The sequence below is a fragment of the Salinivibrio sp. YCSC6 genome (assembly GCF_004916735.1).
GTDB lineage: Bacteria > Pseudomonadota > Gammaproteobacteria > Enterobacterales > Vibrionaceae > Salinivibrio > Salinivibrio proteolyticus.
The window spans coordinates 2,107,706-2,128,574 of record NZ_CP039516.1; the positions used below are offsets into that span (position 1 = coordinate 2,107,706).

Here is a 20,869-nt window from a genome sequence, read left to right on the forward strand (position 1 = left end):
GCCTTTTTTGTTTGATTTTTATATTAAGCTTTAGTAAAAAACGTCTGCCTTTTTATTTTCCGCATCAAAATAAAAGCGACATCACCTGATGAGCGGAAGGTCAAAAACGGCAAAAAGATGACAGGAAATTGACATGGATTAAGCTATACGGTCAATTTCTTGGTTAGGTTAACGCCAACGGATAGCGAAAATGCCCGTCAGCGGTTAAGCTAATCTTAGATTTAATACATAGATTTAAAAAAATAGAGATACGGGGTGAATCATGTATAAGAAGCAAGTTGAAATTACTGCAGAAAACGGCCTACACACTCGTCCAGCAGCGCAGTTCGTGAAAGATGCGAAAGCCTATGATGCTGACATCACTGTTGAGTCTAACGGTAAAAGCGCGAGCGCAAAAAGCCTGTTCAAACTTCAAACCCTTGGCTTGACCAAAGGCACCATGGTGACTATCTCTGCTGAAGGAGCGCAAGCACAAGAAGCGGTTGATCACCTAGTAAAACTGATGGGCGAGCTGGAGTAATCCGGCTCTTTTTCTATCGGTTTTAAGTTTGGTAAACGTAAGGTAAAGCTATGATTTCAGGCATCCTGGCATCACCTGGTATTGCTTTCGGTAAAGCACTGCTGCTGCAAGAAGAAGACGTTGTAATCAATAAAAACAAGATTGCCGCGTCTCAAGTCGATCAAGAAATTCAGCGCGTATTGGATGCTCGCGAAAAGTCTAAGACGCAACTTGAAGCGATCAAAGACAAAGCAAGGGAAACCTTCGGCGAAGAGAAAGAAGCCATCTTCGAAGGTCACATCATGCTGCTAGAAGATGAAGAGCTGGAAGAAGAAATTGTCAGCTTCATCAAGTCAAACCTAGCAACCGCCGACCACGCCATCTACAGCGTGATTGAAGAACAAGCGGTGACGCTTGAGTCACTCGACGACGATTATCTGAAAGAGCGCGCCGCAGACATTCGTGACATTGGCTCACGCTTTGTGAAAAACGCGCTAGGCATCAACATGGTGTCTCTCAGTGCAATTAACGAGCAAGTGATCTTGGTCGCCAACGATTTAACGCCTTCTGAAACGGCGCAAATCGACCTGAACCATGTGCTGGGCTTTATCACAGACATTGGCGGACGTACGTCTCACACCTCGATTATGGCACGCTCACTTGAACTTCCAGCCGTGGTGGGTACTAACGATGCGACTGCGAAAATTAAAAATGGCGACATGCTGGTACTGGATGCCGTAAACAACAAGATTGTTGTGAACCCATCTGAAGACGAGTTGGCGAAATTTAAAGCCATTCGCGATCAGTACCAAGCAGAAAAAGCTGAGCTGGCGAAATTGAAAGATTTGCCTGCAATTACGCTGGACGGTCATCAAGTTGAAGTCTGCGGTAACGTAGGTACTGTCAAAGACTGTGACGGTGTCAACCGTAACGGTGGTGAAGGTGTCGGTCTTTACCGCACCGAGTTCCTATTTATGGACCGTGATTCACTGCCTACCGAAGAAGAACAGTATCAAGCGTACAAAGCGGTCGCTGAGGCGGTTGATGGTCATCCAGTGATCATCCGTACCATGGACATTGGTGGCGATAAAGATCTGCCGTACATGGATCTGCCTGACGAAATGAACCCATTCTTGGGTTGGCGTGCAGTGCGTATCAGCTTGGATCGTCGTGAAATTCTGCGTGACCAACTCCGTGCTATTTTGCGTGCATCTGCACACGGTAAAGTCCGCGTGATGTTCCCAATGATCATCTCTGTTGAAGAAATCCGTGAGCTGAAAACCGCGCTAGAGACCTACAAAGCTGAGCTGCGTGAAGAAGGCCTCGCCTTTGATGAGTCACTAGAAATTGGTGTGATGGTAGAAACACCAGCGGCCGCCGCCATTGCTCATCACCTTGCTAAAGAAGTCGACTTCTTCAGCATCGGAACTAACGATTTGACCCAGTACACCCTGGCTGTCGATCGTGGCAACGAACTGATTTCTCACCTGTACAATCCGCTGTCACCTGCAGTATTGACGGTTATCAAGCAAGTGATTGATGCCTCACATGCCGAAGGTAAATGGACCGGAATGTGCGGAGAACTTGCAGGGGATGAGAAAGCAACGTTACTATTGATGGGTATGGGCCTGGATGAGTTCAGTATGAGTGCCATCTCTATCCCTCGCATCAAGAAGATTATCCGTAATGCCAACTTTGCTGATGTGAAGGCGATGGCCGACACAGCCCTCAATCTGCCAACTGCGGCAGAAATCGAAGCCTATGTCGAAAAATTTATTGCGGAAAAAACCGTCTGCTAATATACAATCAGCAAAGAATTACTGCTTAGGAGCAACACTATGGGTCTGTTCGACAAACTGAAGAAGTTGGTGTCAGAAGACAGCAACGACGCAAGTGCTATTGAAATTATCGCCCCATTATCGGGTGAGATCGTCAACATTGAAGACGTGCCTGATGTTGTGTTTGCTGAGAAAATCGTCGGTGATGGCATTGCAATCAAGCCTTCAGGCGACAAAATGGTAGCACCTGTAAACGGTACTATCGGTAAGATTTTCGAAACCAACCACGCTTTCTCTATCGAGTCTGAAGATGGCGTTGAGCTTTTCGTTCACTTCGGTATTGATACCGTTGAGCTGAAAGGCGAAGGCTTTAAGCGTATTGCAGAAGAAGGCCAAACAGTGAAAGCGGGCGACACCGTGATCGAGTTTGACTTGGGCATGCTGGAAGAAAAAGCTAAATCAACGCTAACACCGGTTGTTATCTCTAACATGGACGAGATCAAAGAGCTGACTAAGCTTTCTGGTGCCGTCACTGTGGGTGAAACACCTGTACTGCGCGTGACCAAGTAATTCAAATTTGGTCGACGATAAGAAAACGCAGCCTCCGGGCTGCGTTTTTTATTGCCCGTTATGCAACACCGGGTTGGCTAAGACGCTCCACATATTGCGCTAACGTGGTCTGTGAAGGCATAAACATAATGGCGCCGGTCACCGCTTGGGTAAAGCTTAACATCATGTCGGTTTTGCCATCGCGTTCACCAAACATGCTATCTAACATCACATCCAACGGATGTTGCTGTTGGCAATAGGCGAGAAACAATAGCCCATGCTCGCCACTGACACTGCCGTATGGCAGGCTCTGACGAAGAATTTTCAGGCCGACCCCGTTTTCTTTGATGTCCACCCGCCCAACGTGGGATGTATCCGGCATGTCCTCAAGTTCGATGGAGTCAGGCTTGGTGCGTCCAATCACCTTTTCTTGTGCCGCTTGCTGTAACCGCTCCCAAGCTGGTAGATCATGGACATAGCGTTGGACCAAAGCCACACTACCCCCAGCAAACGGTCCGTCTGGGATCACTGCAACCGCTTCACGCGCAAGGCCTTGCGGATTTTCCGTGCCATCGATAAAGCCTGTCATATCACGCGCATCGAGATAGCGGAACCCTGCTGTTTCATCCACCACATCCACGACTTTCTTAATGGGCGTTAACCATTGTTGAAAAACATAGAAATTCAAATCGTGCCGCAAACCATGAAGATGAATAAAAACATCACAGTCAGTGTGAGGCGCCCGATGTTTGCGACTCTCTCGGGGATGAAAGTCTGTCACGCCCTCCGGATAAGCTAACCCGTGGGCACGACAAAAAGCCGGGCTAAATCCAACCGCCACGCCCATCTGAGCATCACCGAAGACCTCTTGCGTTTGCTTAGCAATCTCAGCCAACCGCTGACATTGCTGTAGCACCAAGGCGGCATCGTCAGTGACCTTAAGCATCACATACAATGCATAGGGGCCACCATCAGGGACAATCGCGGACTGTGCCTGTGTCATGTTACTTCTCCTTTGTACTTATTGTTGTCTGTGGCGCTTAAATGTAAGCCGCGGATAAATTGGTAAAAAAAACGTTTCACCCGTCGGCTTCTTAACCAATACAAGCTCCCCCACACCACCCATAATCCGTGGCATGCAATCAACCAATGAAACTGCCCGTCAGTGGCCATTAACGTCCTAAGCACCTGCGCCCCTTCCCAGCACCAGACCGGCCAAATTAAGGCATAGCCCCAATGCCAAAGGCGCTGAGCCCACCAAGGTGCGCGGTGACAATTGCCAACCAACAACAGAAGTATGAGAGGCAACACGCCCACCGCCAAACTGGCGTACAAAGCAGATTTGTCTGGATAAAATAGTGCCAACAATTCACTGCCTTGCTGTCGACTAACCCCTGCCATCGCCAGCAGCCACCATGCACGGCTTAATAAAATAAGACAGACCAGATAAGTTACGGGCGCTTTTAAAAAGCCCTTCTCGTCATAATGATGAAGTGTGTCCATGTGTATGCCAATATCATTGCGCTATTGACCAACATGACGCCCACGCCGAAAAACTGCAAGATCCCGATGAGAATTTGTTACTCTATTCACCTGATTTATCATCCGCAGTACGGAGCGAACATGGGTAAACAAGCAGCCGCTGTCTCGCCTGAAACACAGCAAGAAGCCATGCGTGTGGCCAAAGCGACACAAAAGCCCGGGCAAACCAAAGCCCAAACCAAACTGATTGCCCAAGGCATCGAGAAAGGTATTGCGCAATATAAGAAAGAGCAAAAAGCCAAAGCGCGCGCACACGACAAAGCTCGGAAGAAAAAACAAAAACAAGCGAGTGAGCATACCGACACTGTCACTGCTAGCGCACCGCCACAACCGACAACATCTGCGCGCGATCGCAGCGATAGCCGTCTACCTTGGCTATTATTGGTGATCAGTTGGATTGGCTTTATTGGTTACCTATGGGTGGGATAATGATAAGAACACGGACATTGGGGTTACTCGTGGCATTGACGCTTACAGGGTGCTCGACAGGAGACAAGATCATGAAACAGCCGCCGGTTACCGCCTGTGGAGACAGCCCTAACTGCGTATCAAGCAAGGATACTCGACCCAAGTTTGCATTATCACCTTTCACCCTGACCAGTGAGTCTGTCCGGTTTGACGATATCGTCAACACCATTGCCAGTCTATCGGGCGCGAAGCTTATCTCTCAACAAGATAACTATGCCCACTTTACCTTCACGACCCCAGTGCTGCGCTTTGTCGACGACGTCGAAATATCAGTGCACGGCACAGAACTGGCGCTGCGCTCCGCATCTCGTGTTGGCTACTATGATTTTGGTGCCAATCGACGACGCGCTGACGCAATTCGTCAGGCGTTACGCGATACCAAACTCATTACACCGTCGCCTTAGTTGATATAAGAACGAATATCGCGCTTCTTATCTTCAACCCAGTCGCGGCGGAAGGGGCCCCAGTCTTTTAGCTGGTAGTACCCATCATTATGGCGCTTGCCATCTTGGATAAAGGTCATATCGATTCCCAAACCCGATAGCGACTTTAAGACATCTTGAATGGTGCGACGTGGCCAGCCCGTCGCTTCAATTAAGCGCGGTACATTAGGGCGTTCCATTTCTTCAACAAGCGCGGCGAGATACAAGCGCCGTGCAAACACAGGATTTAGTTCCATACGAACCTCCGAAAGTTCTGATTAATCCCATTATTCATGTCGGGTAATAGGAGGTTTTGCGTTCGATCAAAACGCCATCAAATCGACGTGCTGCAGGCGTATTTAGCGGGAGAATTCACAGTCTGCGCGAGATCTCTACCTTGCTATTCATCAGCACATCGATCCCGCGCTAGGTATTGCGTTCACTCTCAACCAGTGTCACTCTTTAATCACGCAAAAACACGACCTAAAAAATCATGACAACTGTATTTGGCATTAAAAACTGCGACACCCTAAAAAAAGCGCTGAAATGGTTAGATAACCAAGGCATCGACTATCAGTATCACGATTATCGCAAGGATGGCTTAGACGCGTCGCTGCTGCGCACCTTCGTTGCTGAGCTCGGCTGGGAAGCGTTGGTGAATAAACGCGGTACGACCTACCGCCAACTGAGCGATGAGCAAAAAGCCAGCCTCGATGAAGCCAGTGCGATAGCCATCATGCTCGATAACCCTGCGATCATTAAACGCCCCCTACTCGTACACAAGGGTAGCTACTATCTCGGCTTTAAAGAGAACCAATACGCTGACATTTTTGCGTAATGTGATATTCCGTTCATTCTCGTTGTAAGGAAACTAAGATGACTGACAGTGCTACCCTGTCTTTGGCAAAAGATTTGATTAACCGTGAATCAGTCACCCCAGAGGATGCGGGCTGCCAAGATGTAATGATTGCACGCTTAAAAGCATTGGGCTTTACCATTGAGCCGATGGTCTTTGAAGATACCACCAACCTGTGGGCACGCCGTGGCACCCAAGGACCATTATTTGCCTTTGCTGGTCATACCGATGTGGTGCCCGCCGGACCGCGCGATCAGTGGCACACGCCACCGTTTGAAGCCGTGGTGATTGACGACCATCTCCATGGTCGCGGCGCCGCCGATATGAAAGGTTCACTGGCCGCAATGGTGGTGGCGGTTGAGCGTTTTGTCGCTGAAAACCCAAACCATCCCGGCTCGATTGCCTTTTTGATCACCTCGGATGAAGAAGGGCCATTTATCAATGGTACGACGCGCGTGGTTGATACACTGGTCGCACGCGATGAAATCATTGATATGTGCATTGTTGGTGAACCTTCGAGTACCCATCATGTGGGGGATGTGGTCAAAAATGGCCGTCGTGGATCGATCACCGGCGATTTGTATGTGCAAGGCACTCAAGGGCATGTGGCCTATCCTCACTTAGCCAATAACCCCGTACATCAGGCCATGCCGGCCCTGACTGAGCTCGCGCAAACGGTGTGGGATAACGGGAACGACTTCTTCCCGCCGACCAGCTTTCAAATTCCTAACATTCAAGCGGGAACTGGGGCTGCGAATGTGATCCCGGGCGAGTGTCATGCACAGTTTAACTTCCGCTTTAGTACCGAGCTTGATAGCGAAACCATCAAGCAACGGGTCTACTCCATCCTTGATGCTCACGGGTTGGAGTATCGTCTTGAATGGACCCATAGCGGCGATCCCTTTTTAACCGACAAAGGCACCCTACTCGATGCAGTGGTCGAAGCGGTGGAAGAAGTCAATCATCAAACGCCCCAGCTGTTAACCACAGGCGGCACGTCTGATGGTCGCTTTATTGCTAAAATGGGCGCACAAGTGATTGAACTGGGTCCGGTGAATGCCACAATTCATAAAGTGAACGAGTGCGTCAGCATTCCCGATCTTGAAAAGCTCACCGACATGTACCAAAAAGTGCTGGAGAAAGCCCTACGTTGACCTTAAGCCTTGCACAATTAACCGGGCAAGATACGCAATTTCTCGTGCCAATCAATGCCCGGCCAAATGCGCCTTGTTTGCACCCCGAAGTGCTTGAGCACCTTGAGGCATTGCGCCACAGTGCGCATCAAGCCGGCTTTACGCTAACCATCGCCAGTGCCCATCGGCCTTTTGATAGACAACTGGCGATTTGGAATGGCAAATATCGAGGCGAAAAGCCGGTCTTAGACGACCACGGCCAACCGATTGACATTCACACCCTCACGGATAATGAACGAGTGCGAGCAATCTTGCGTTGGTCCGCCCTGCCGGGCACCAGCCGTCATCATTGGGGAACGGATTTGGATGTGTTTGACCAACAGGCATTGGCACCCGGTGAATCGTTAGCGCTGGCACAAGCAGAATACGATCATGGGCCTCAGGCCCGATTCGCAACCTGGCTGCACGCTCATGCGCCGCGCTACGGATTTTTCTTTCCCTATGCGCAGGACCAAGGAGGCGTTGCTCGCGAGCCGTGGCACATTAGCCATATTGCCACTAGCCAACCTCTGCTTAATGCCTTGACCTTAGATGGCTTGCATCACGTAATTGCGCAAGCGCCCATTCTGGGACAGCAGGCTATTCTTGAACAACTAGATTGGATATATTCAACCTATGTCACCAACATCTGCGAGGTGCACTCATGGAATGGCTAACCAATCCTTATGTGATTATCGCGATTGTGGTCGCGGTCGTGGTCAGCAATATTATGGCGCTTAAGTACACAGCGAATGCTAAGTTTGGGCTTAAATATAAAGATAAAGATAAACCTGACGATAAAACCGACGCCGACGAAACACACCCCGACGACACACCATCGACAAAAAAATAGCGCCATCATGGCGCTATTTTCTCTTAAACAAACGCAAACGTTTGCGTTTTTAAGCCAAAAAATTACAGGTTCAGGCCGATACGCTTCGCCACTTCGATGTAGGCTTCAACAACGCCACCCAAACCTTGACGGAAGCGGTCTTTATCCAGTTTTTCTCGGGTGTTGGCATCCCACAAACGGCAGCCATCTGGGCTAAACTCGTCACCGAGGACAATGTTACCTTGATGGTCAACACCAAACTCGAGTTTGTAATCCACCAGCAACAAGTCACCTTCAGCAAACAAAGCTTTCAGCACATCATTAACCTGATAGGTCAGCGCTTTCATGGTTTCCAGTTGTGCTTGTGTGGCAAACCCTAGCGACTCACAGAGCGACTCATTGACCATAGGGTCATGCAACGCATCATTTTTAAGAAACAGCTCAAATGTCGGTGGCGTCAACGCCGTGCCTTCTTCAACGCCTAGGCGGCGACACAAAGAGCCGGCGGCAATATTACGGACCACACATTCTACTGGGATCATCTCCAGTTTTTTTACCACCGCTTCGGTATCAGACAGTAGCTGATCCATTTGGGTCGGGATGCCAGCCGCTTCCAGTTTTTGCATGATGAAGTGGTTAAACTTGTTATTCACTTCCCCTTTGCGATCTAGCTGCTCCACTCGCTCACCGTCAAACGCAGAGGTGTCGTTACGAAAGTGCAGAATAAAGCGGTTTTCATCATCAGTTGCATACACAGACTTCGCTTTGCCGCGATACAACTCAGCACGTTTTTCCATTACCTATACTCTCCATTAGGCGCTAAAAACGAGGGACGCCATAAGGCGTCCCTGGGTGATTATGGGGTTGGCGCATTGCCAAGCTGGGCAATAACCGCTTTCAGTGCAGGACTCAAGGCTTTGAGCGTTTCCTCTTTCACTGGTTTCCCTTTGCTGGTGGTCACGTTGATTGAGGTTCGGTTCCCCAAATCGCCTAACAGCAAGGTATAGCTATTATCGCTTAAACTAATTGGCGCAACGCCCAACGCTTGCCAACTTTCATCGCTGGGTGCGACGTGGCGTGTTTTCACAGTGCCTTGCGACTGATTGCGGCTTTCAATGGAAAAACCGAGCGGCTTGATGATCGCTGGCAGCTTTTCCCACACCACATCATACGGCGCGCGGGCAATAATAACCGGCAAACCGCTGCGATCAGTGCCAAAGCTGATTGGAATATCAGACTGGCGCTGCTGTGCGACACGGCGAGCTTCGGCACGCAAGGCGGCATCATGACTCACCGTGATCAAATTAGTCATCAAGGTGTTATAACGCTCGCTTAGGGCGGGTGTCAGCGGCTGCTCACCTTTTTGCGCACGCCATTCAATCAAGTTGACACCGAGGGCGAAACGACGGCCCTGCTCCAGGCGAGCAATACGAAAGCGCGCCTGATGCTCGCTGTCTTCTTTTTCCCACGCAATCCAGCCCGTCTCGAGCTGATTCTCTTCGCGCTGAGCAACCGGGATGGTGCCGTCATCCGCCAAGCGCTCCACGGTTTGCCAAAGTGACGACAGCTGCTTTTCATTCACCACCGCTAAGGTAACCCCGCGGCTGTCTCGCTCAATACGTGCTCCCGGCACAAGGTCCAACACCTGACGCGGCGGACGAATGTCTACGTCTTTGCCCACCTCTCCCTCAAAATCTTGTGATGGGATTTGGTAGTTGCTTGAAAAGTAGGGCGCTTGGTCTGGCAAAGTTTGCCATTCTGAAAGCGGGGTCGTGTTTAAATAGTCGAAATCATCTTTCGCCTGACGACGTTGCTCGGCGCCACCACTGCAAGCAACCAATCCGGTTACCATGATGGCACAAAGGCCGAGCCTAAATACTGGTTTCATTCGCACTCCAACAGCTTAAACAACACCTGCAACCTGCATGGCCTCGCGCACGGCGGGGCGCAAGTGTTCGCTTAATTCGGTTAATGGCAGACGTAGATGGCCATCCTCAATCAAGCCCATTTCACGGACTGCCCATTTCACAGGAATCGGATTGGCCTCGTCAAAGAGGTGGCGATGCAATGGGATCAAGGTTTCGTTAATCGCGTGTGCTTGGTCAGCCTCTCCAGCACGGGCGAGTTGGATCATTTTCGCCATCTGTGCCGCAGCCACGTTATTGGTCACGGAGATCACACCGTGGCCCCCTGCAAGCACAAAATCGAGCCCTGTTAAATCATCGCCACTGAATAAGAGGAAATCGTCGCCACAAAGTTCCTTATGAATGGCTACGCGGCTCACATCTGCCGTGGCATCTTTTAAGCCGATGATGTTGTCAAACTGTGCCAAACGCGCCACGGTTTCGGGTTGTAAGTCAACGGCGGTACGCCCAGGCACGTTGTACAAGATTTGTGGTAAATCGCTTGCTTCGGCGATCGCTTTGTAATGCTGGAACAAGCCTTCTTGAGTGGGCTTGTTGTAATAAGGGGTCACGCTCAAACAAGCTGCAACGCCTGAGCCTGCAAACATTTTACTGAAGGTAATAGCTTCATGAGTGGCATTGGCCCCCGTACCCGCGATCACAGGGATACGGCCATCGGCGAATTCCAAGGTCTTTAAAACGACCTTGATATGTTCGTCAACCGTAACAGTCGACGACTCACCGGTCGTACCAACTGCGACAATAGCATCGGTTCCCGATTGGATATGGAACTCGACCAGTTTTTTCAGGCTAACGTAATCAACTTCGCCGTGTGCATCCATTGGTGTGACAAGCGCCACAATGCTTCCAGAAACCATGTTTGTCTCCCTTCGTGTTAATGATGCAATGTTACTTTTGGCGTCTGGCAAACACAAGAACAACCCTACGCGCAACACAGGATTACCAGAAAATTTTTTCGTCGCTGCCAGACCGTGTGATAAAGGTACCATTCAAGGTGACCAACATGGGGTTAATTTCCGGTCAAAGGATGTCAGCGCACAGTGATCGCCACATCAGCGGGTTGCGTAAATTCGTCAAGTCCCTATCATCGTTGAATAACTCGCGAACAACAAAAAGGAAACCTCCCGCATGCAAACCTTGACTGCTGGCGCCACCGCGCCTGACTTCTCACTACAAGATCAAAATGGCGATACGGTCACGCTTAGCCAATTCAAAGGCGACAAGCGTGTTCTGGTTTACTTTTACCCAAAAGCTATGACCCCGGGCTGTACGACGCAAGCTTGCTCACTGCGTGATACCAAAGCCGAACTGGATGCGTTGGACACCGTGGTGTTGGGGATAAGCCCCGATCCGGTAAAAAAACTGGCGCGCTTTGTTGAGCGTGACTCACTGAATTTCACCTTGTTAAGCGACGAAGACCACGCTGTCGCGGATGCTTTTGGTGTTTGGGGACCGAAGAAATTCATGGGTAAAGAGTACGATGGCATTCATCGCCTCAGCTTTTTAATTGGCAAAGATGGCAATGTTGAACATGTGTTCAACAAGTTTAAAACCAAAGACCATCACCAAGTTGTGTTGGACTACTTACAGCAAGCCTGATAGCGGTTATCACCATTCTTTTCCCTTAACGACAAAGAGCATGGCAAACGCCATGCTCTTTTTGTGGGAGCCAATACGCCATTAACCCACGGGTTTGGCTAATCCTTCTGGGTAGCCCCGCTCCGTTGCTAATTGACACGCGGTCGCAACGATCTGCGCGTGACTCGGACGCGGCAAAGGATAGGTTGCGTCAGGCGAAAGCCATCCAACATCTTCAAAGTGCGAGAGAACCTTGTTGATGGCAGTCAGTGCCGAAGAGGCTTTGACAATCTCTAAACGTGCATAACGATCACCATCGAACGACACATCAGAGGCACGCAAAGACGGATCCTCTCCGGGGATCTGTTGTGCGCCACACAGTGGTTTCCCCCCCACTTCAGCGTCCTGAAAATCAGGGAGCCACTGCGCGAAGTGCGCAATTGCCCGCTCGGTGCGCTCGCAGGCATGTGACCATGACCAACCTTGATCGATGTTTTTCACATACTCGGCAGCCACAGCCGGCTGCGCCGAGTCGTGGGTGCTACTGACTAAGCCCCCTTCGAACAAAGTAATGTCTTTGGTCATGCCATGGAGCTGGAAGAAGCCATCAGGATACGGCGTCAGCTGCGCCATGCCTTGTGGCGTACCGCGTTCACCGTGAACAATGATTTCTGGCCACTGACAAGTAGTGCTTGGCCAATGGGCAATGTAAGCCGCTTTGTATTCGACAAGACGACGACGCGCAAAACCCGCTTGATCATCAATGGTACCGGTTCTAAAACCCGCCGCATTAATCAGATAATCCACATCCGTTGATTGAACTTGCCCGTGTGCATCTTGGTAGGTGACTGTCCACCCCGCGCCATTTGCTTGGGTGTTAATCACTTTATGATTAAACGCGAGCTGGCAGTGCGAGACGTCGGCAAGGGCGAGTTGCGCTTCAGCGGCAAGGCGGAAAACACTCAAACCATACTCTTGTACCAATACCAGCGGATACTTCATACTATCGAGGCGCAAGGACTGTGCAACGGGCCACATCCAGCGTTCGGCCGCGTCGGTTAAGCTTTCATAGTCTCGCTGTTTCAGCGCGGCTAAATCGGCTTGATGGAAGAGGCGAAAATACTCTTCGGGTTCGCCCATCACCTTGTTGGCATTATCCATCTCGACAAGTTGCGCGTAGCGTGCATGCAGGGTCTCTAGGCGCGCAATCACACTATCCAGAGATCCTTTATCTTGCTGAGGAACAGCCAGAACCGTAGGACGACGGTTGACTGAGTGTGGGTACATGCGCACTGTCGCAACGGACTGCTCGAGCAAGGTTAAGCACTGATCGAGTGAAATTTCGCGGTAGAGGTTGCCCCCTGCATGCAAGTGACAAATAGGGGGACCATTCACTAACCCAGTGCCTGCTTCAAACAACTGGGTGTCGATGCCACGCTCTGCCAGCCGCAGCGCCGCCGTTGTTCCCGCGACACCGCCACCAATGACCGCGACACGAAACCGATTTACCTGTGTTTGTTGTTGCCTATGTTGTTCCATGCCAACTCTTTTCTATGTACTGCTTTTTCTGGGCCAAATTGGTGCGGAAAGGCATGCGCTTCCCCGCTCAACCTTGTTTATTAGAGCGGCGAACGTGAGATGGATCACTGAGCATCAGGTTTCGGGTCGTCCTCAAGCTCAATCACAGGCAACGCCTGCCAAACCGCCTTCACCAAGGTCGCCAATGGAATAGCAAAAAATACGCCCCAAAAGCCCCAGAGTCCACCGAAAACCAGTACGGCTATTATGATGGCGACGGGATGCAAGTTGACAGCCTCAGAAAACAGCACTGGCACTAGTACATTGCCATCAAGCGCTTGAATCACGCCATAAGCAATCATGACGTACCAAAACTCAGGCGTGAGCCCCCACTGAAACAGCGCCACGATTGCGATTGGTAAGGTGACAACCGCCGCACCGATATAGGGGATCAGCACCGAGAACCCGGTCGCTACGCTAAGCAGTACCGCATACTCGAGCCCTAACACGCTGAACGTCACATAGCTCACGCTGCCTACGATCAAAATTTCCGTGACCTTGCCACGAATATAATTGGAGATTTGTTGGTTCATTTCATGACCCACACGCGAGGCTAAGCGTCGATTACGGGGCAATAAACCTTTAAACGTCGCCAACATTTCTTGCTTATCTTTAAGCAGGAAAAATACCAACAGCGGCACTAACACGAGATACACCGCCAAAGCGACCAAGTTCACGAGCGAAGACAGGGATCCTTTCACCAAGGTTTCGCCCATACGTAGCACGTTATTTTGCAGCGTATCGACAAAGGTGTTGATCATATGAGGCTTGATCAATTCAGGGTAGCGTTCAGGCAAGCTTAGCATCAGCGCCTGCACGTTATTAAACATGTTGGGCACATCCGCCACCAAGTTTACCCCTTGGTTCCAAATGGTCGGCACTAAACCAAAGGCCGCCATCATAGTCATGCCCACGAACAAAGTGCTGACCACCATCACCGACAAGGTGCGCGGCAAACCAATGCGGGTTAAGCGATTAACGGGCCAATCCAGTAAGTAAGCAATCACAATGGCAGCCAGTAACGGCGCCAGTAAATTGCCAAAGAAATAGATAGTGATAAAGCCAACCAGCAAGATGGCAACCAAGCTCACTGCATGTGGGTCGGAGAAGCGCCGCCGATACCAGCGGTTTAACATATCAAACATAATCGATCCGTTATTCTTTGGTTACTTTCAAGCGCGCCTGTTGTGGCCTATCCAGCCACTCGATGATAAAGGTTTGCTGTTCAAAATAGCGCGGAATGTCTTGTTGCGCGCCGGCATCCCCCAGCAAAATGATAAGCTGATCACCCTGTCCTAACTGTGCGGCAGCACGTTTGGCAAGCAGTAATGCCATCGGGCAGACATGCTCACGTAAATCAAGCGTTTGACATTCCATTCTGTCTCACCGGTAGGTATTATCGCCTGCATTGTAATGGACATTAGACAGAACGCCAACGAAACCCACACGCATTTTATTGGTCTGTATCCTAGGTTACATTCCGTTTGCTAACGAAAGGTTCACGCTATCATGCCGCTACGTGCTTTGCGCCATTCACACTCTCTTCTGCCGTCTAAACGGTCGGGTCGCCGCTTGTTGGCCTATCTGTTAGCGGGCCTTTTGGCTACCGCCCCCGCAACCGCCAGCACCGAGCAATATGGATTCGATTTACCGGATATCGGCACCGCCGCTGCGGGGACACTGACCATTGCGCAAGAGAAGGAATTTGGTGATGCCTATATGCGGATGCTGCGCGCCAGTAAACCCATTATCAGCGACCCATTGCTTTCTGAGTATGTGAATGCGCTCGGCCATCGTCTTGTCGCCAATGCCAATGATGTGCGCACCCCTTTTCAGTTTATTCTCATTGATAACCAAGCGATTAATGCATTCGCGTTCTTCGGCGGTTATGTCGCTATGCATTCTGGCTTGTTTTTACATGCCAATACTGAGAGTGAACTTGCGTCCGTCATGGCGCATGAAATCGCCCACGTGACCCAGCGTCACTTAGCCCGCAGCATGGAAGACCAAGCCAAGAAATCCCCACTGACAGTGGCCGCACTGGTGGGGTCGCTGATGCTCGCCATTGCCGCACCAGAGGCCGGTATTGCCGCTGCCCATGCTGCCACAGCAGGCACCATTCAAAGCCGTATCAATTATACGCGCCGGAACGAAGAAGAAGCCGATCGGATCGGAATCGACACCTTAGCTCGCGCCGACTTCGATGTCAGTGCAATGCCTCGCTTTTTCACTCGACTGGCCGATGAATATCGCTACGCCAGTAAGATGCCGGAATATTTCAGCACTCACCCGTTACCCGAATCACGTATTACCGACTCTCGGGCTCGAGCGCGGCAATACCCTCAAAAGCGTGTGCCTCTGTCGCCCGACTACCAACTGGCACGTGCTCGCATCGTGGCCCGTTATAGCGGCATCGCCGCCGAATCGGCCATGGATTGGTTCGAGCGTAAGCTGAAAAAAGCATCACCGGCGGAAAAACAAAGCCTCAACTATGGCGTGGCACTCTTGCACATTGATGCGCGTCGCTTCGATGAAGCACGCGCTTTGCTAACCCCCCTTATTCAAGCGCAACCAAACAATCGCTTTTTCATCGATGCGATGACAGATCTTGATATTGGCGAGAAGCACTTTGAGAAAGCGCTTTCACGGCTAAATGATGCACTCGCCAATCAGCCCGACAATCGCGTCCTACTCCTGAACCGTGCTTATACGTACGTCAAAGCCCAACGGGGTCAGGAAGCCATTCCGGCGCTCGAGCGTTATACCCATCAATATCCCGATGACAGTAACGGCTGGTTTTTGTTACAACAAGCGTACGAGAGTACCGGTACGCATCGGGATGGCGAGCTTGCCGCCCAAGGCGAGCGCTACGCGTTGCGTGGTCAATGGTCAAAAGCCATTCGTAATTACACACAAGCCAGCCAACTTGTCGAGTTGGGAAGCTTGGCACAAGCACGCTATGATGCGCGGCTTGATCAGCTTCGTCATCAGCAAGCGCGCTTTAACGCCCTAAAAGATCGTTAATTCATTCAAATAAGGATATCTGTCGTGACCACTATTACGCTTTATCACAACCCGCGTTGTTCCAAAAGCCGTGAAACACTTGCACTGCTCGAATCCAATGGCGTGCAACCAAACATCGTTAAGTATCTGGAAACGCCTCCGTCAGCCGACACGCTGACCGCCTTGAAAGATAAGCTCGGCATCCTCTCATTCCGCGACATGATGCGTACCAAAGAAGCAGACTATAAAACCGCACAGCTGGGTGATGCCAGCGTGACGGAAGCACAACTGCTCGACGCGATGGTCAACAACCCTAAACTCATTGAGCGCCCGATCGCCGTTAAAGCTGAGCGTGCCGTTATTGGTCGTCCACCAGAAAATGTCCTGGATCTTTTGGCATGACAAAGGTACTGGTGCTTTACTACAGCCGCTCAGGCAATACGCGCAAACTGGCGCAACAGCTTGCGCGAGGCATTGAATCTCAGGGCGTGGAGGCAGTGTTACGTACGGTGCCAGAATTGCCGAGTTACACAGACGGAAAAATATCGGCCCATTCAGCCAGCGATCCTTTTGTGACTCGCCAAGACTTGCTCGACTGTGACGGGCTAGCCTTGGGTAGCCCGGTGCGTTTCGGCAATATGGCCGCGCCACTCAAGCATTTTATCGACAGTACCAGTGCCGAGTGGCTCTCTGGGGCCTTAATCGATAAACCTGCCGCTGTGTTTGGGGCCGGTTCTATGCTTCATGGTGGACAAGAAACCACCCTGCTCACCATGACGGTGCCCCTGCTACATCACGGTATGATTCTTGTTGGCGTACCGCACAGTGAAAGCGCACTGCACACCACTCAAGGCGGTGGTTCGCCCTATGGAGCCTCGAGTGTGAGCGACGCTCAAACGCCTTTGCTCGCCGATGAGAAAAAAATAGCCAACGCGCTCGGCCGACGGCTCGCTTCACTCGCGCGCACGCTCAACCCCACTAGCTCGTAAAAGGACATCACAGTGACTGACCCTCGTCTTGCATTGATGCGTAAACTCTCGCTTGCCAGCAACCTTGGCCTAATCGCTTGGGTAGCGCTTTGGCACGCCTACCTATCTCCTCACCCACACTTAAACGCGTGGGCGGTCACGATCGGTTGGCTGGTGCCTTTGCTGTTGCCACTGCCTGGATTGATTAAGGGCAAAGCGTTCACTCACGCTTGGGCCAACTTTATTTTAATGTTTTACTTTTTGCATGCCCTGACCCTGATATATGTCGATGAGGGCGAGCGCTGGCTGGCAGTCGCCGAGCTTGTGCTGGTCAGCTGTGCATTTTGGAGTAATATTGTGTTTGCCCGCTGGATGGGAAAAGCGCAAGGACTTAAATTGCCTCGACTATCTCAGGTTGAGAAAGAAGAAAAAGCACGCTTTGAAAGTGCCAAAGGTGAAGAATAAGCCCGCCTGAGGCATGGATAACGCAAGGGCCGGGATTGCCGGCCCGCTTTTGATTTAGGCTGGGTAAGCGCGACGGGTAAAAAAGCGATGCCCGCATTTCACACAAGGATGAATCACATCCACGCGATTATGGCGAGTCTGGTGCTGGCATTGTTCACATTGCAATATACCTAACCCCACAATCTCCCCGGCTTCATACACCCCTTGATGCTGCAAATCATCAAACACTTCACGCCATTCCAGCTGCGTTCGGTCGGTGATCTCCGCCAGTTGTTCCCAAATGGTGTCAGCAATCAGGTCGTTAAAAACTTCACTGTCTATCTCATCGGCCTGTGATTTGTCATATTGCGCGCCAAACGCTCTGACATCACGTTTGAAGTACGCCTCAATCAATGCCCATTCATCTTTGGTTAAATCCGCTGCGGCCTTAAGGTATTGCTCCGACAACTCCACCCAGCGCGCAAGGGATTCAGGACTGTTTTCCAGCGCCTCTTTAACGCGCTCGATGATGCTTTGTTGGGGATCTTTCTCTTTATTCATCGTCCTGCTCCTGATTCAAGTGTTGTTGCGGTCTTTGCCTTTCGTTATTCTATGACGATATTTCTCTTTCAGGTTTTACCTTTCTCACAGAATCTCGGAAGCCATCGATGCAAGAACAATATAGCCCGCAAGATATTGAACAAAAAGTTCAAGCCCATTGGGACGAAAATAAAACCTTTGTGGTTCATGAAGACCCTAACAAAGAAAAATTTTATTGTCTTTCTATGTTCCCGTACCCTAGTGGTCGTTTGCACATGGGACATGTGCGCAACTACACCATCGGTGACGTCATTTCACGCTACCAGCGCCTGCAAGGTAAAAACGTGATGCAGCCTATCGGTTGGGACGCTTTTGGCCTACCCGCTGAGGGCGCGGCGATTAAAAACAAAACCGCACCGGCACCTTGGACCTACGAAAACATTGATTACATGAAAGGCCAGCTGAAAATGCTGGGCTTTGGTTACGATTGGAACCGTGAAGTCGCCACCTGTAGTCCCGATTACTACCGCTGGGAACAGGAGTTCTTCACCAAACTTTACAACAAAGGGTTGGTATACAAGAAAACCTCGTCGGTAAACTGGTGTCCGAATGACCAAACCGTTTTGGCCAATGAGCAGGTGCACGAAGGCTGCTGCTGGCGTTGTGACACACCGGTCGAGCAAAAAGAAATCCCGCAGTGGTTTATTAAAATCACCGACTATGCAGAAGAGCTGTTGCAAGACATCGATAAATTGGATGGTTGGCCAGAAATGGTTAAAACCATGCAACGCAACTGGATTGGCCGCTCTGAAGGGGTTGAACTGACTTTTGAAGTAGAAGGCGATCACCCTGCACTGGATGTGTACACCACGCGTCCTGATACCCTGATGGGCGTCACCTATGTGGGCATTGCCGCTGGTCACCCACTTGCGGATGCCGCTGCCAAACAAAATCCAGCGCTGGCTGAATTTGTACAAGAGTGCCGTAACACCAAGGTTGCTGAAGCAGAGCTTGCAACCATGGAGAAAAAAGGCATGGCAACCGGCTTGTACGCGACACACCCTCTAAACGGTCGTCGTGTGCCTATCTTTGTCGCCAACTTTGTCTTGATGGACTACGGCACAGGCGCTGTCATGGCCGTGCCAGCACACGACCAGCGTGACTTTGAGTTCGCCAGCAAATACGGCCTCGATATTGAACCGGTGATCCTTGACGAAAATGGCCAAGCGCCAGATCTGTCCGAACAAGCGCATACCGAGAAAGGCAAACTGTTTAACTCTGGCGAATTTGACGGCCTAGACTTTGATGCCGCTTTTAATGCGATTGCCGCCAAGCTTGAATCGCTGGGTAAAGGCAAGAAAACCGTTAACTTCCGTCTGCGTGACTGGGGCGTTTCTCGTCAGCGCTACTGGGGTGCACCTATCCCAATGCTGAACACAGAAGACGGTGAAGTGGTGCCTGTCCCTAGCGATGAGCTGCCTGTAATCTTGCCAGAAGACGTGGTTATGGACGGCGTGCAAAGCCCGATCAAAGCCGATAAGCAATGGGCGCAAACCCAGTATCAAGGCAAGCCTGCACTGCGTGAAACCGACACCTTTGATACCTTCATGGAGTCATCTTGGTATTACGCGCGCTATTGTTCGCCACAAGCAGACCAAATGCTCGACCCAGCAGCCGCGAACTACTGGCTGCCGGTGGACCAGTACATTGGCGGAATTGAACATGCGTGTATGCACCTGCTTTACTCACGCTTCTTCCATAAACTGCTCCGTGACGACAACATGGTCGACAGTGACGAGCCGTTTAAGCAGCTACTTTGCCAAGGCATGGTGCTTGCCGACGCCTTCTACTACAACGATGAAAAAGGCGTGCGTGTTTGGGTCTCGCCAACCGATGTAACCGTCGAACGCGACAGCAAAGGCAAGATCATCAAAGCTATCGACAATGAAGGACGCGAAGTCGTGCACACTGGCATGACCAAGATGTCAAAGTCGAAGAACAATGGTATCGACCCACAATTGATGGTCGAAAAATATGGTGCCGACACCGTACGCTTGTTCATGATGTTTGCCGCGCCAGCAGAAATGACCCTTGAGTGGCAAGAGTCAGGCGTCGAAGGCTCTCACCGCTTCTTGCGTCGCGTGTGGAAATTGGTTTACGAGCACAGCGCAAAAGGTGCCGTTGCAGCACTCGATGCTAGCGCCCTGAACAATGAGCAGAAAGCACTACGCCGTGACGTTCACAAAACCATTGCTAAGGTGAGTGACGACATGGGTCGTCGTCAGACGTTCAACACTGCGATTGCTGCGATTATGGAGCTGATGAACCGTTTGGTGAAAGCACCACAAGAGAGCGAGCAAGACCGAGCCGTGCTGGATGAAGCGCTGAAAGCGATTGTTGTGATGCTCTATCCAATCACCCCACACATCAGCTTTACGCTGTGGGAAGCGCTGGGTGAACAGCACATTGATGACGCCCAATGGCCACAAGCTGACCAAGACGCCATGGTTGAAGATGAAAAGCTCATCATCGTCCAAGTTAACGGAAAACTGCGTGCCAAAATCACCGTTGCCGCTGACGCCGAAAAAGATGCGGTCGAAGCACAAGCGATGGCTGATGAAAATGTGGTTAAGTTTACTGACGGGAAAACCGTGCGCAAAGTCATCTATGTACCAGGTAAACTGGTCAACATTGTTGCTAACTAAACAAGGAGCA

25 protein-coding genes are annotated in these 20,869 nt (G+C 50.8%); 15 read left to right on the forward strand and 10 right to left on the reverse strand.

The features are described 5' to 3' along the window. Positions 1-262 precede the first annotated feature (262 nt). From E8E00_RS09665 to crr, 3 genes are read left to right on the forward strand one after another with little or no spacing between them, the layout of a single operon-like run. Positions 263-520, forward strand: a complete 258-nt coding sequence (locus E8E00_RS09665; protein ID WP_069587399.1) for an HPr family phosphocarrier protein — start codon at positions 263-265, stop codon at positions 518-520. Between the two features lie 50 nt (positions 521-570). Then, positions 571-2,298: a phosphoenolpyruvate-protein phosphotransferase PtsI gene (gene ptsI, locus E8E00_RS09670; protein ID WP_069587400.1), complete on the forward strand. Its 1,728-nt coding sequence runs from the start codon at positions 571-573 to the stop codon at positions 2,296-2,298. Between the two features lie 39 nt (positions 2,299-2,337). After that, positions 2,338-2,847, forward strand: coding sequence for a PTS glucose transporter subunit IIA (gene crr / locus E8E00_RS09675; protein ID WP_069587401.1), 510 nt, complete (start codon positions 2,338-2,340; stop codon positions 2,845-2,847). Positions 2,848-2,905: 58 nt separating this feature from the next. Here crr and E8E00_RS09680 read toward each other — a convergent pair whose 3' ends face one another. Further along, positions 2,906-3,829, reverse strand: a complete 924-nt coding sequence (locus tag E8E00_RS09680; RefSeq protein WP_096631173.1) for a Dyp-type peroxidase — start codon at positions 3,827-3,829, stop codon at positions 2,906-2,908. Next, positions 3,826-4,329 (reverse strand): DUF2919 domain-containing protein, encoded by a 504-nt coding sequence (locus E8E00_RS09685; RefSeq protein ID WP_096631171.1) that lies wholly within the window; start codon positions 4,327-4,329, stop codon positions 3,826-3,828. The genes E8E00_RS09680 and E8E00_RS09685 overlap by 4 nt, the downstream gene beginning before the upstream one ends. A gap of 120 nt (positions 4,330-4,449) precedes the next feature. On the opposite strand from E8E00_RS09685, the gene E8E00_RS09690 reads away from it, so the two are divergent. Together E8E00_RS09690 and E8E00_RS09695 are read left to right on the forward strand one after the other, a co-directional pair. Further along, positions 4,450-4,797 carry a DUF2956 domain-containing protein gene (locus tag E8E00_RS09690; protein ID WP_069587480.1) on the forward strand — a complete coding sequence of 116 codons (348 nt, stop codon included), beginning with the start codon at positions 4,450-4,452 and terminating at the stop codon, positions 4,795-4,797. Between the two features lie 71 nt (positions 4,798-4,868). Beyond that, entirely contained in the window at positions 4,869-5,240 is a 372-nt protein-coding gene (locus tag E8E00_RS09695) for a DUF1499 domain-containing protein (protein ID WP_158011252.1), read from the forward strand. Here the strand turns inward: E8E00_RS09695 and E8E00_RS09700 are convergent. Next, complete coding sequence (locus E8E00_RS09700; protein ID WP_025740011.1) at positions 5,237-5,515, reverse strand: helix-turn-helix domain-containing protein; 279 nt, start codon at positions 5,513-5,515, stop codon at positions 5,237-5,239. The genes E8E00_RS09695 and E8E00_RS09700 overlap by 4 nt on opposite strands. 233 nt (positions 5,516-5,748) lie before the next feature. Here E8E00_RS09700 and E8E00_RS09705 point away from each other — a divergent pair, with 233 nt between their 5' ends. From E8E00_RS09705 to E8E00_RS09720, 4 genes are read left to right on the forward strand one after another with little or no spacing between them, the layout of a single operon-like run. After that, on the forward strand, positions 5,749-6,096 hold the full coding sequence (locus tag E8E00_RS09705; RefSeq protein ID WP_069587405.1) for an ArsC family reductase: 348 nt from the start codon (positions 5,749-5,751) through the stop codon (positions 6,094-6,096). Positions 6,097-6,134: 38 nt separating this feature from the next. After that, complete coding sequence (gene dapE, locus E8E00_RS09710; RefSeq protein WP_069587406.1) at positions 6,135-7,268, forward strand: succinyl-diaminopimelate desuccinylase; 1,134 nt, start codon at positions 6,135-6,137, stop codon at positions 7,266-7,268. Then, positions 7,265-7,963, forward strand: coding sequence for a M15 family metallopeptidase (locus tag E8E00_RS09715; protein WP_096631168.1), 699 nt, complete (start codon positions 7,265-7,267; stop codon positions 7,961-7,963). The genes dapE and E8E00_RS09715 overlap by 4 nt, the downstream gene beginning before the upstream one ends. Next, on the forward strand, positions 7,951-8,139 hold the full coding sequence (locus tag E8E00_RS09720; protein ID WP_096631165.1) for a DUF2897 family protein: 189 nt from the start codon (positions 7,951-7,953) through the stop codon (positions 8,137-8,139). Before E8E00_RS09715 ends, E8E00_RS09720 begins: the two co-directional genes overlap by 13 nt. Positions 8,140-8,201: 62 nt before the next feature. Here the strand turns inward: E8E00_RS09720 and purC are convergent, their stop codons facing one another. From purC to dapA, 3 genes are read right to left on the reverse strand one after another with little or no spacing between them, the layout of a single operon-like run. After that, positions 8,202-8,915 carry a phosphoribosylaminoimidazolesuccinocarboxamide synthase gene (gene purC / locus E8E00_RS09725; protein WP_077640509.1) on the reverse strand — a complete coding sequence of 238 codons (714 nt, stop codon included), beginning with the start codon at positions 8,913-8,915 and terminating at the stop codon, positions 8,202-8,204. 59 nt (positions 8,916-8,974) lie between these two features. Beyond that, entirely contained in the window at positions 8,975-10,006 is a 1,032-nt protein-coding gene (gene bamC / locus E8E00_RS09730) for an outer membrane protein assembly factor BamC (RefSeq protein WP_096631162.1), read from the reverse strand. 15 nt (positions 10,007-10,021) lie between these two features. Next, positions 10,022-10,900, reverse strand: a complete 879-nt coding sequence (gene dapA / locus E8E00_RS09735; RefSeq protein ID WP_096631159.1) for a 4-hydroxy-tetrahydrodipicolinate synthase — start codon at positions 10,898-10,900, stop codon at positions 10,022-10,024. A 271-nt stretch (positions 10,901-11,171) separates the two neighbouring features. Between dapA and bcp the strand changes: the two genes are divergently transcribed. After that, positions 11,172-11,642, forward strand: a complete 471-nt coding sequence (gene bcp / locus E8E00_RS09740; protein ID WP_077480223.1) for a thioredoxin-dependent thiol peroxidase — start codon at positions 11,172-11,174, stop codon at positions 11,640-11,642. Between the two features lie 81 nt (positions 11,643-11,723). Here bcp and E8E00_RS09745 read toward each other — a convergent pair whose 3' ends face one another. From E8E00_RS09745 to E8E00_RS09755, 3 genes are all read right to left on the reverse strand, one after another. Next, complete coding sequence (locus tag E8E00_RS09745; RefSeq protein ID WP_096631157.1) at positions 11,724-13,160, reverse strand: FAD-dependent oxidoreductase; 1,437 nt, start codon at positions 13,158-13,160, stop codon at positions 11,724-11,726. Between the two features lie 104 nt (positions 13,161-13,264). After that, positions 13,265-14,344: an AI-2E family transporter gene (locus E8E00_RS09750; RefSeq protein WP_096631154.1), complete on the reverse strand. Its 1,080-nt coding sequence runs from the start codon at positions 14,342-14,344 to the stop codon at positions 13,265-13,267. Positions 14,345-14,354: 10 nt separating this feature from the next. Next, complete coding sequence (locus E8E00_RS09755) at positions 14,355-14,576, reverse strand: sulfurtransferase TusA family protein (protein ID WP_069587415.1); 222 nt, start codon at positions 14,574-14,576, stop codon at positions 14,355-14,357. A gap of 132 nt (positions 14,577-14,708) precedes the next feature. Between E8E00_RS09755 and E8E00_RS09760 the strand changes: the two genes are divergently transcribed. The 4 genes from E8E00_RS09760 to E8E00_RS09775 are packed head-to-tail and all read left to right on the forward strand — an operon-like array spanning position 14,709 to position 17,635. After that, on the forward strand, positions 14,709-16,223 hold the full coding sequence (locus tag E8E00_RS09760) for a M48 family metalloprotease (RefSeq protein ID WP_096631151.1): 1,515 nt from the start codon (positions 14,709-14,711) through the stop codon (positions 16,221-16,223). Between the two features lie 24 nt (positions 16,224-16,247). Beyond that, entirely contained in the window at positions 16,248-16,604 is a 357-nt protein-coding gene (arsC, locus tag E8E00_RS09765; RefSeq protein WP_096631148.1) for an arsenate reductase (glutaredoxin), read from the forward strand. Beyond that, a complete protein-coding gene (gene wrbA, locus E8E00_RS09770) occupies positions 16,601-17,191 on the forward strand; it encodes an NAD(P)H:quinone oxidoreductase (protein WP_096631145.1) in 591 nt (196 codons plus the stop codon). The genes arsC and wrbA overlap by 4 nt, the downstream gene beginning before the upstream one ends. 36 nt (positions 17,192-17,227) lie before the next feature. Further along, the gene (locus E8E00_RS09775) at positions 17,228-17,635 is read left to right on the forward strand and encodes a DUF2069 domain-containing protein (protein WP_069587482.1); all 408 of its coding nucleotides are present in this window, start codon (positions 17,228-17,230) and stop codon (positions 17,633-17,635) included. Between the two features lie 54 nt (positions 17,636-17,689). Here the strand turns inward: E8E00_RS09775 and E8E00_RS09780 are convergent, their stop codons facing one another. Next, positions 17,690-18,175: a zinc ribbon-containing protein gene (locus tag E8E00_RS09780; protein ID WP_069587418.1), complete on the reverse strand. Its 486-nt coding sequence runs from the start codon at positions 18,173-18,175 to the stop codon at positions 17,690-17,692. Between the two features lie 107 nt (positions 18,176-18,282). Here E8E00_RS09780 and leuS point away from each other — a divergent pair, with 107 nt between their 5' ends. Next, positions 18,283-20,859 carry a leucine--tRNA ligase gene (gene leuS, locus E8E00_RS09785; protein WP_096631142.1) on the forward strand — a complete coding sequence of 859 codons (2,577 nt, stop codon included), beginning with the start codon at positions 18,283-18,285 and terminating at the stop codon, positions 20,857-20,859. The last annotated feature ends 10 nt before the right edge of the window (positions 20,860-20,869 follow it).

Coding starts and splice junctions, on each gene's coding strand:
- E8E00_RS09665 (WP_069587399.1), top strand. CDS start 263: ATGTATAAGAAGCAAGTTGAAATTACTGCAGAAAACGGCCTACACACT.
- ptsI (WP_069587400.1), top strand. CDS start 571: ATGATTTCAGGCATCCTGGCATCACCTGGTATTGCTTTCGGTAAAGCA.
- crr (WP_069587401.1), top strand. CDS start 2,338: ATGGGTCTGTTCGACAAACTGAAGAAGTTGGTGTCAGAAGACAGCAAC.
- E8E00_RS09680 (WP_096631173.1), bottom strand. CDS start 3,829: ATGACACAGGCACAGTCCGCGATTGTCCCTGATGGTGGCCCCTATGCA.
- E8E00_RS09685 (WP_096631171.1), bottom strand. CDS start 4,329: ATGGACACACTTCATCATTATGACGAGAAGGGCTTTTTAAAAGCGCCC.
- E8E00_RS09690 (WP_069587480.1), top strand. CDS start 4,450: ATGGGTAAACAAGCAGCCGCTGTCTCGCCTGAAACACAGCAAGAAGCC.
- E8E00_RS09695 (WP_158011252.1), top strand. CDS start 4,869: ATGAAACAGCCGCCGGTTACCGCCTGTGGAGACAGCCCTAACTGCGTA.
- E8E00_RS09700 (WP_025740011.1), bottom strand. CDS start 5,515: ATGGAACTAAATCCTGTGTTTGCACGGCGCTTGTATCTCGCCGCGCTT.
- dapE (WP_069587406.1), top strand. CDS start 6,135: ATGACTGACAGTGCTACCCTGTCTTTGGCAAAAGATTTGATTAACCGT.
- E8E00_RS09720 (WP_096631165.1), top strand. CDS start 7,951: ATGGAATGGCTAACCAATCCTTATGTGATTATCGCGATTGTGGTCGCG.
- purC (WP_077640509.1), bottom strand. CDS start 8,915: ATGGAAAAACGTGCTGAGTTGTATCGCGGCAAAGCGAAGTCTGTGTAT.
- bamC (WP_096631162.1), bottom strand. CDS start 10,006: ATGAAACCAGTATTTAGGCTCGGCCTTTGTGCCATCATGGTAACCGGA.
- dapA (WP_096631159.1), bottom strand. CDS start 10,900: ATGGTTTCTGGAAGCATTGTGGCGCTTGTCACACCAATGGATGCACAC.
- bcp (WP_077480223.1), top strand. CDS start 11,172: ATGCAAACCTTGACTGCTGGCGCCACCGCGCCTGACTTCTCACTACAA.
- E8E00_RS09745 (WP_096631157.1), bottom strand. CDS start 13,160: ATGGAACAACATAGGCAACAACAAACACAGGTAAATCGGTTTCGTGTC.
- E8E00_RS09750 (WP_096631154.1), bottom strand. CDS start 14,344: ATGTTTGATATGTTAAACCGCTGGTATCGGCGGCGCTTCTCCGACCCA.
- E8E00_RS09755 (WP_069587415.1), bottom strand. CDS start 14,576: ATGGAATGTCAAACGCTTGATTTACGTGAGCATGTCTGCCCGATGGCA.
- E8E00_RS09760 (WP_096631151.1), top strand. CDS start 14,709: ATGCCGCTACGTGCTTTGCGCCATTCACACTCTCTTCTGCCGTCTAAA.
- wrbA (WP_096631145.1), top strand. CDS start 16,601: ATGACAAAGGTACTGGTGCTTTACTACAGCCGCTCAGGCAATACGCGC.
- E8E00_RS09775 (WP_069587482.1), top strand. CDS start 17,228: ATGCGTAAACTCTCGCTTGCCAGCAACCTTGGCCTAATCGCTTGGGTA.
- E8E00_RS09780 (WP_069587418.1), bottom strand. CDS start 18,175: ATGAATAAAGAGAAAGATCCCCAACAAAGCATCATCGAGCGCGTTAAA.
- leuS (WP_096631142.1), top strand. CDS start 18,283: ATGCAAGAACAATATAGCCCGCAAGATATTGAACAAAAAGTTCAAGCC.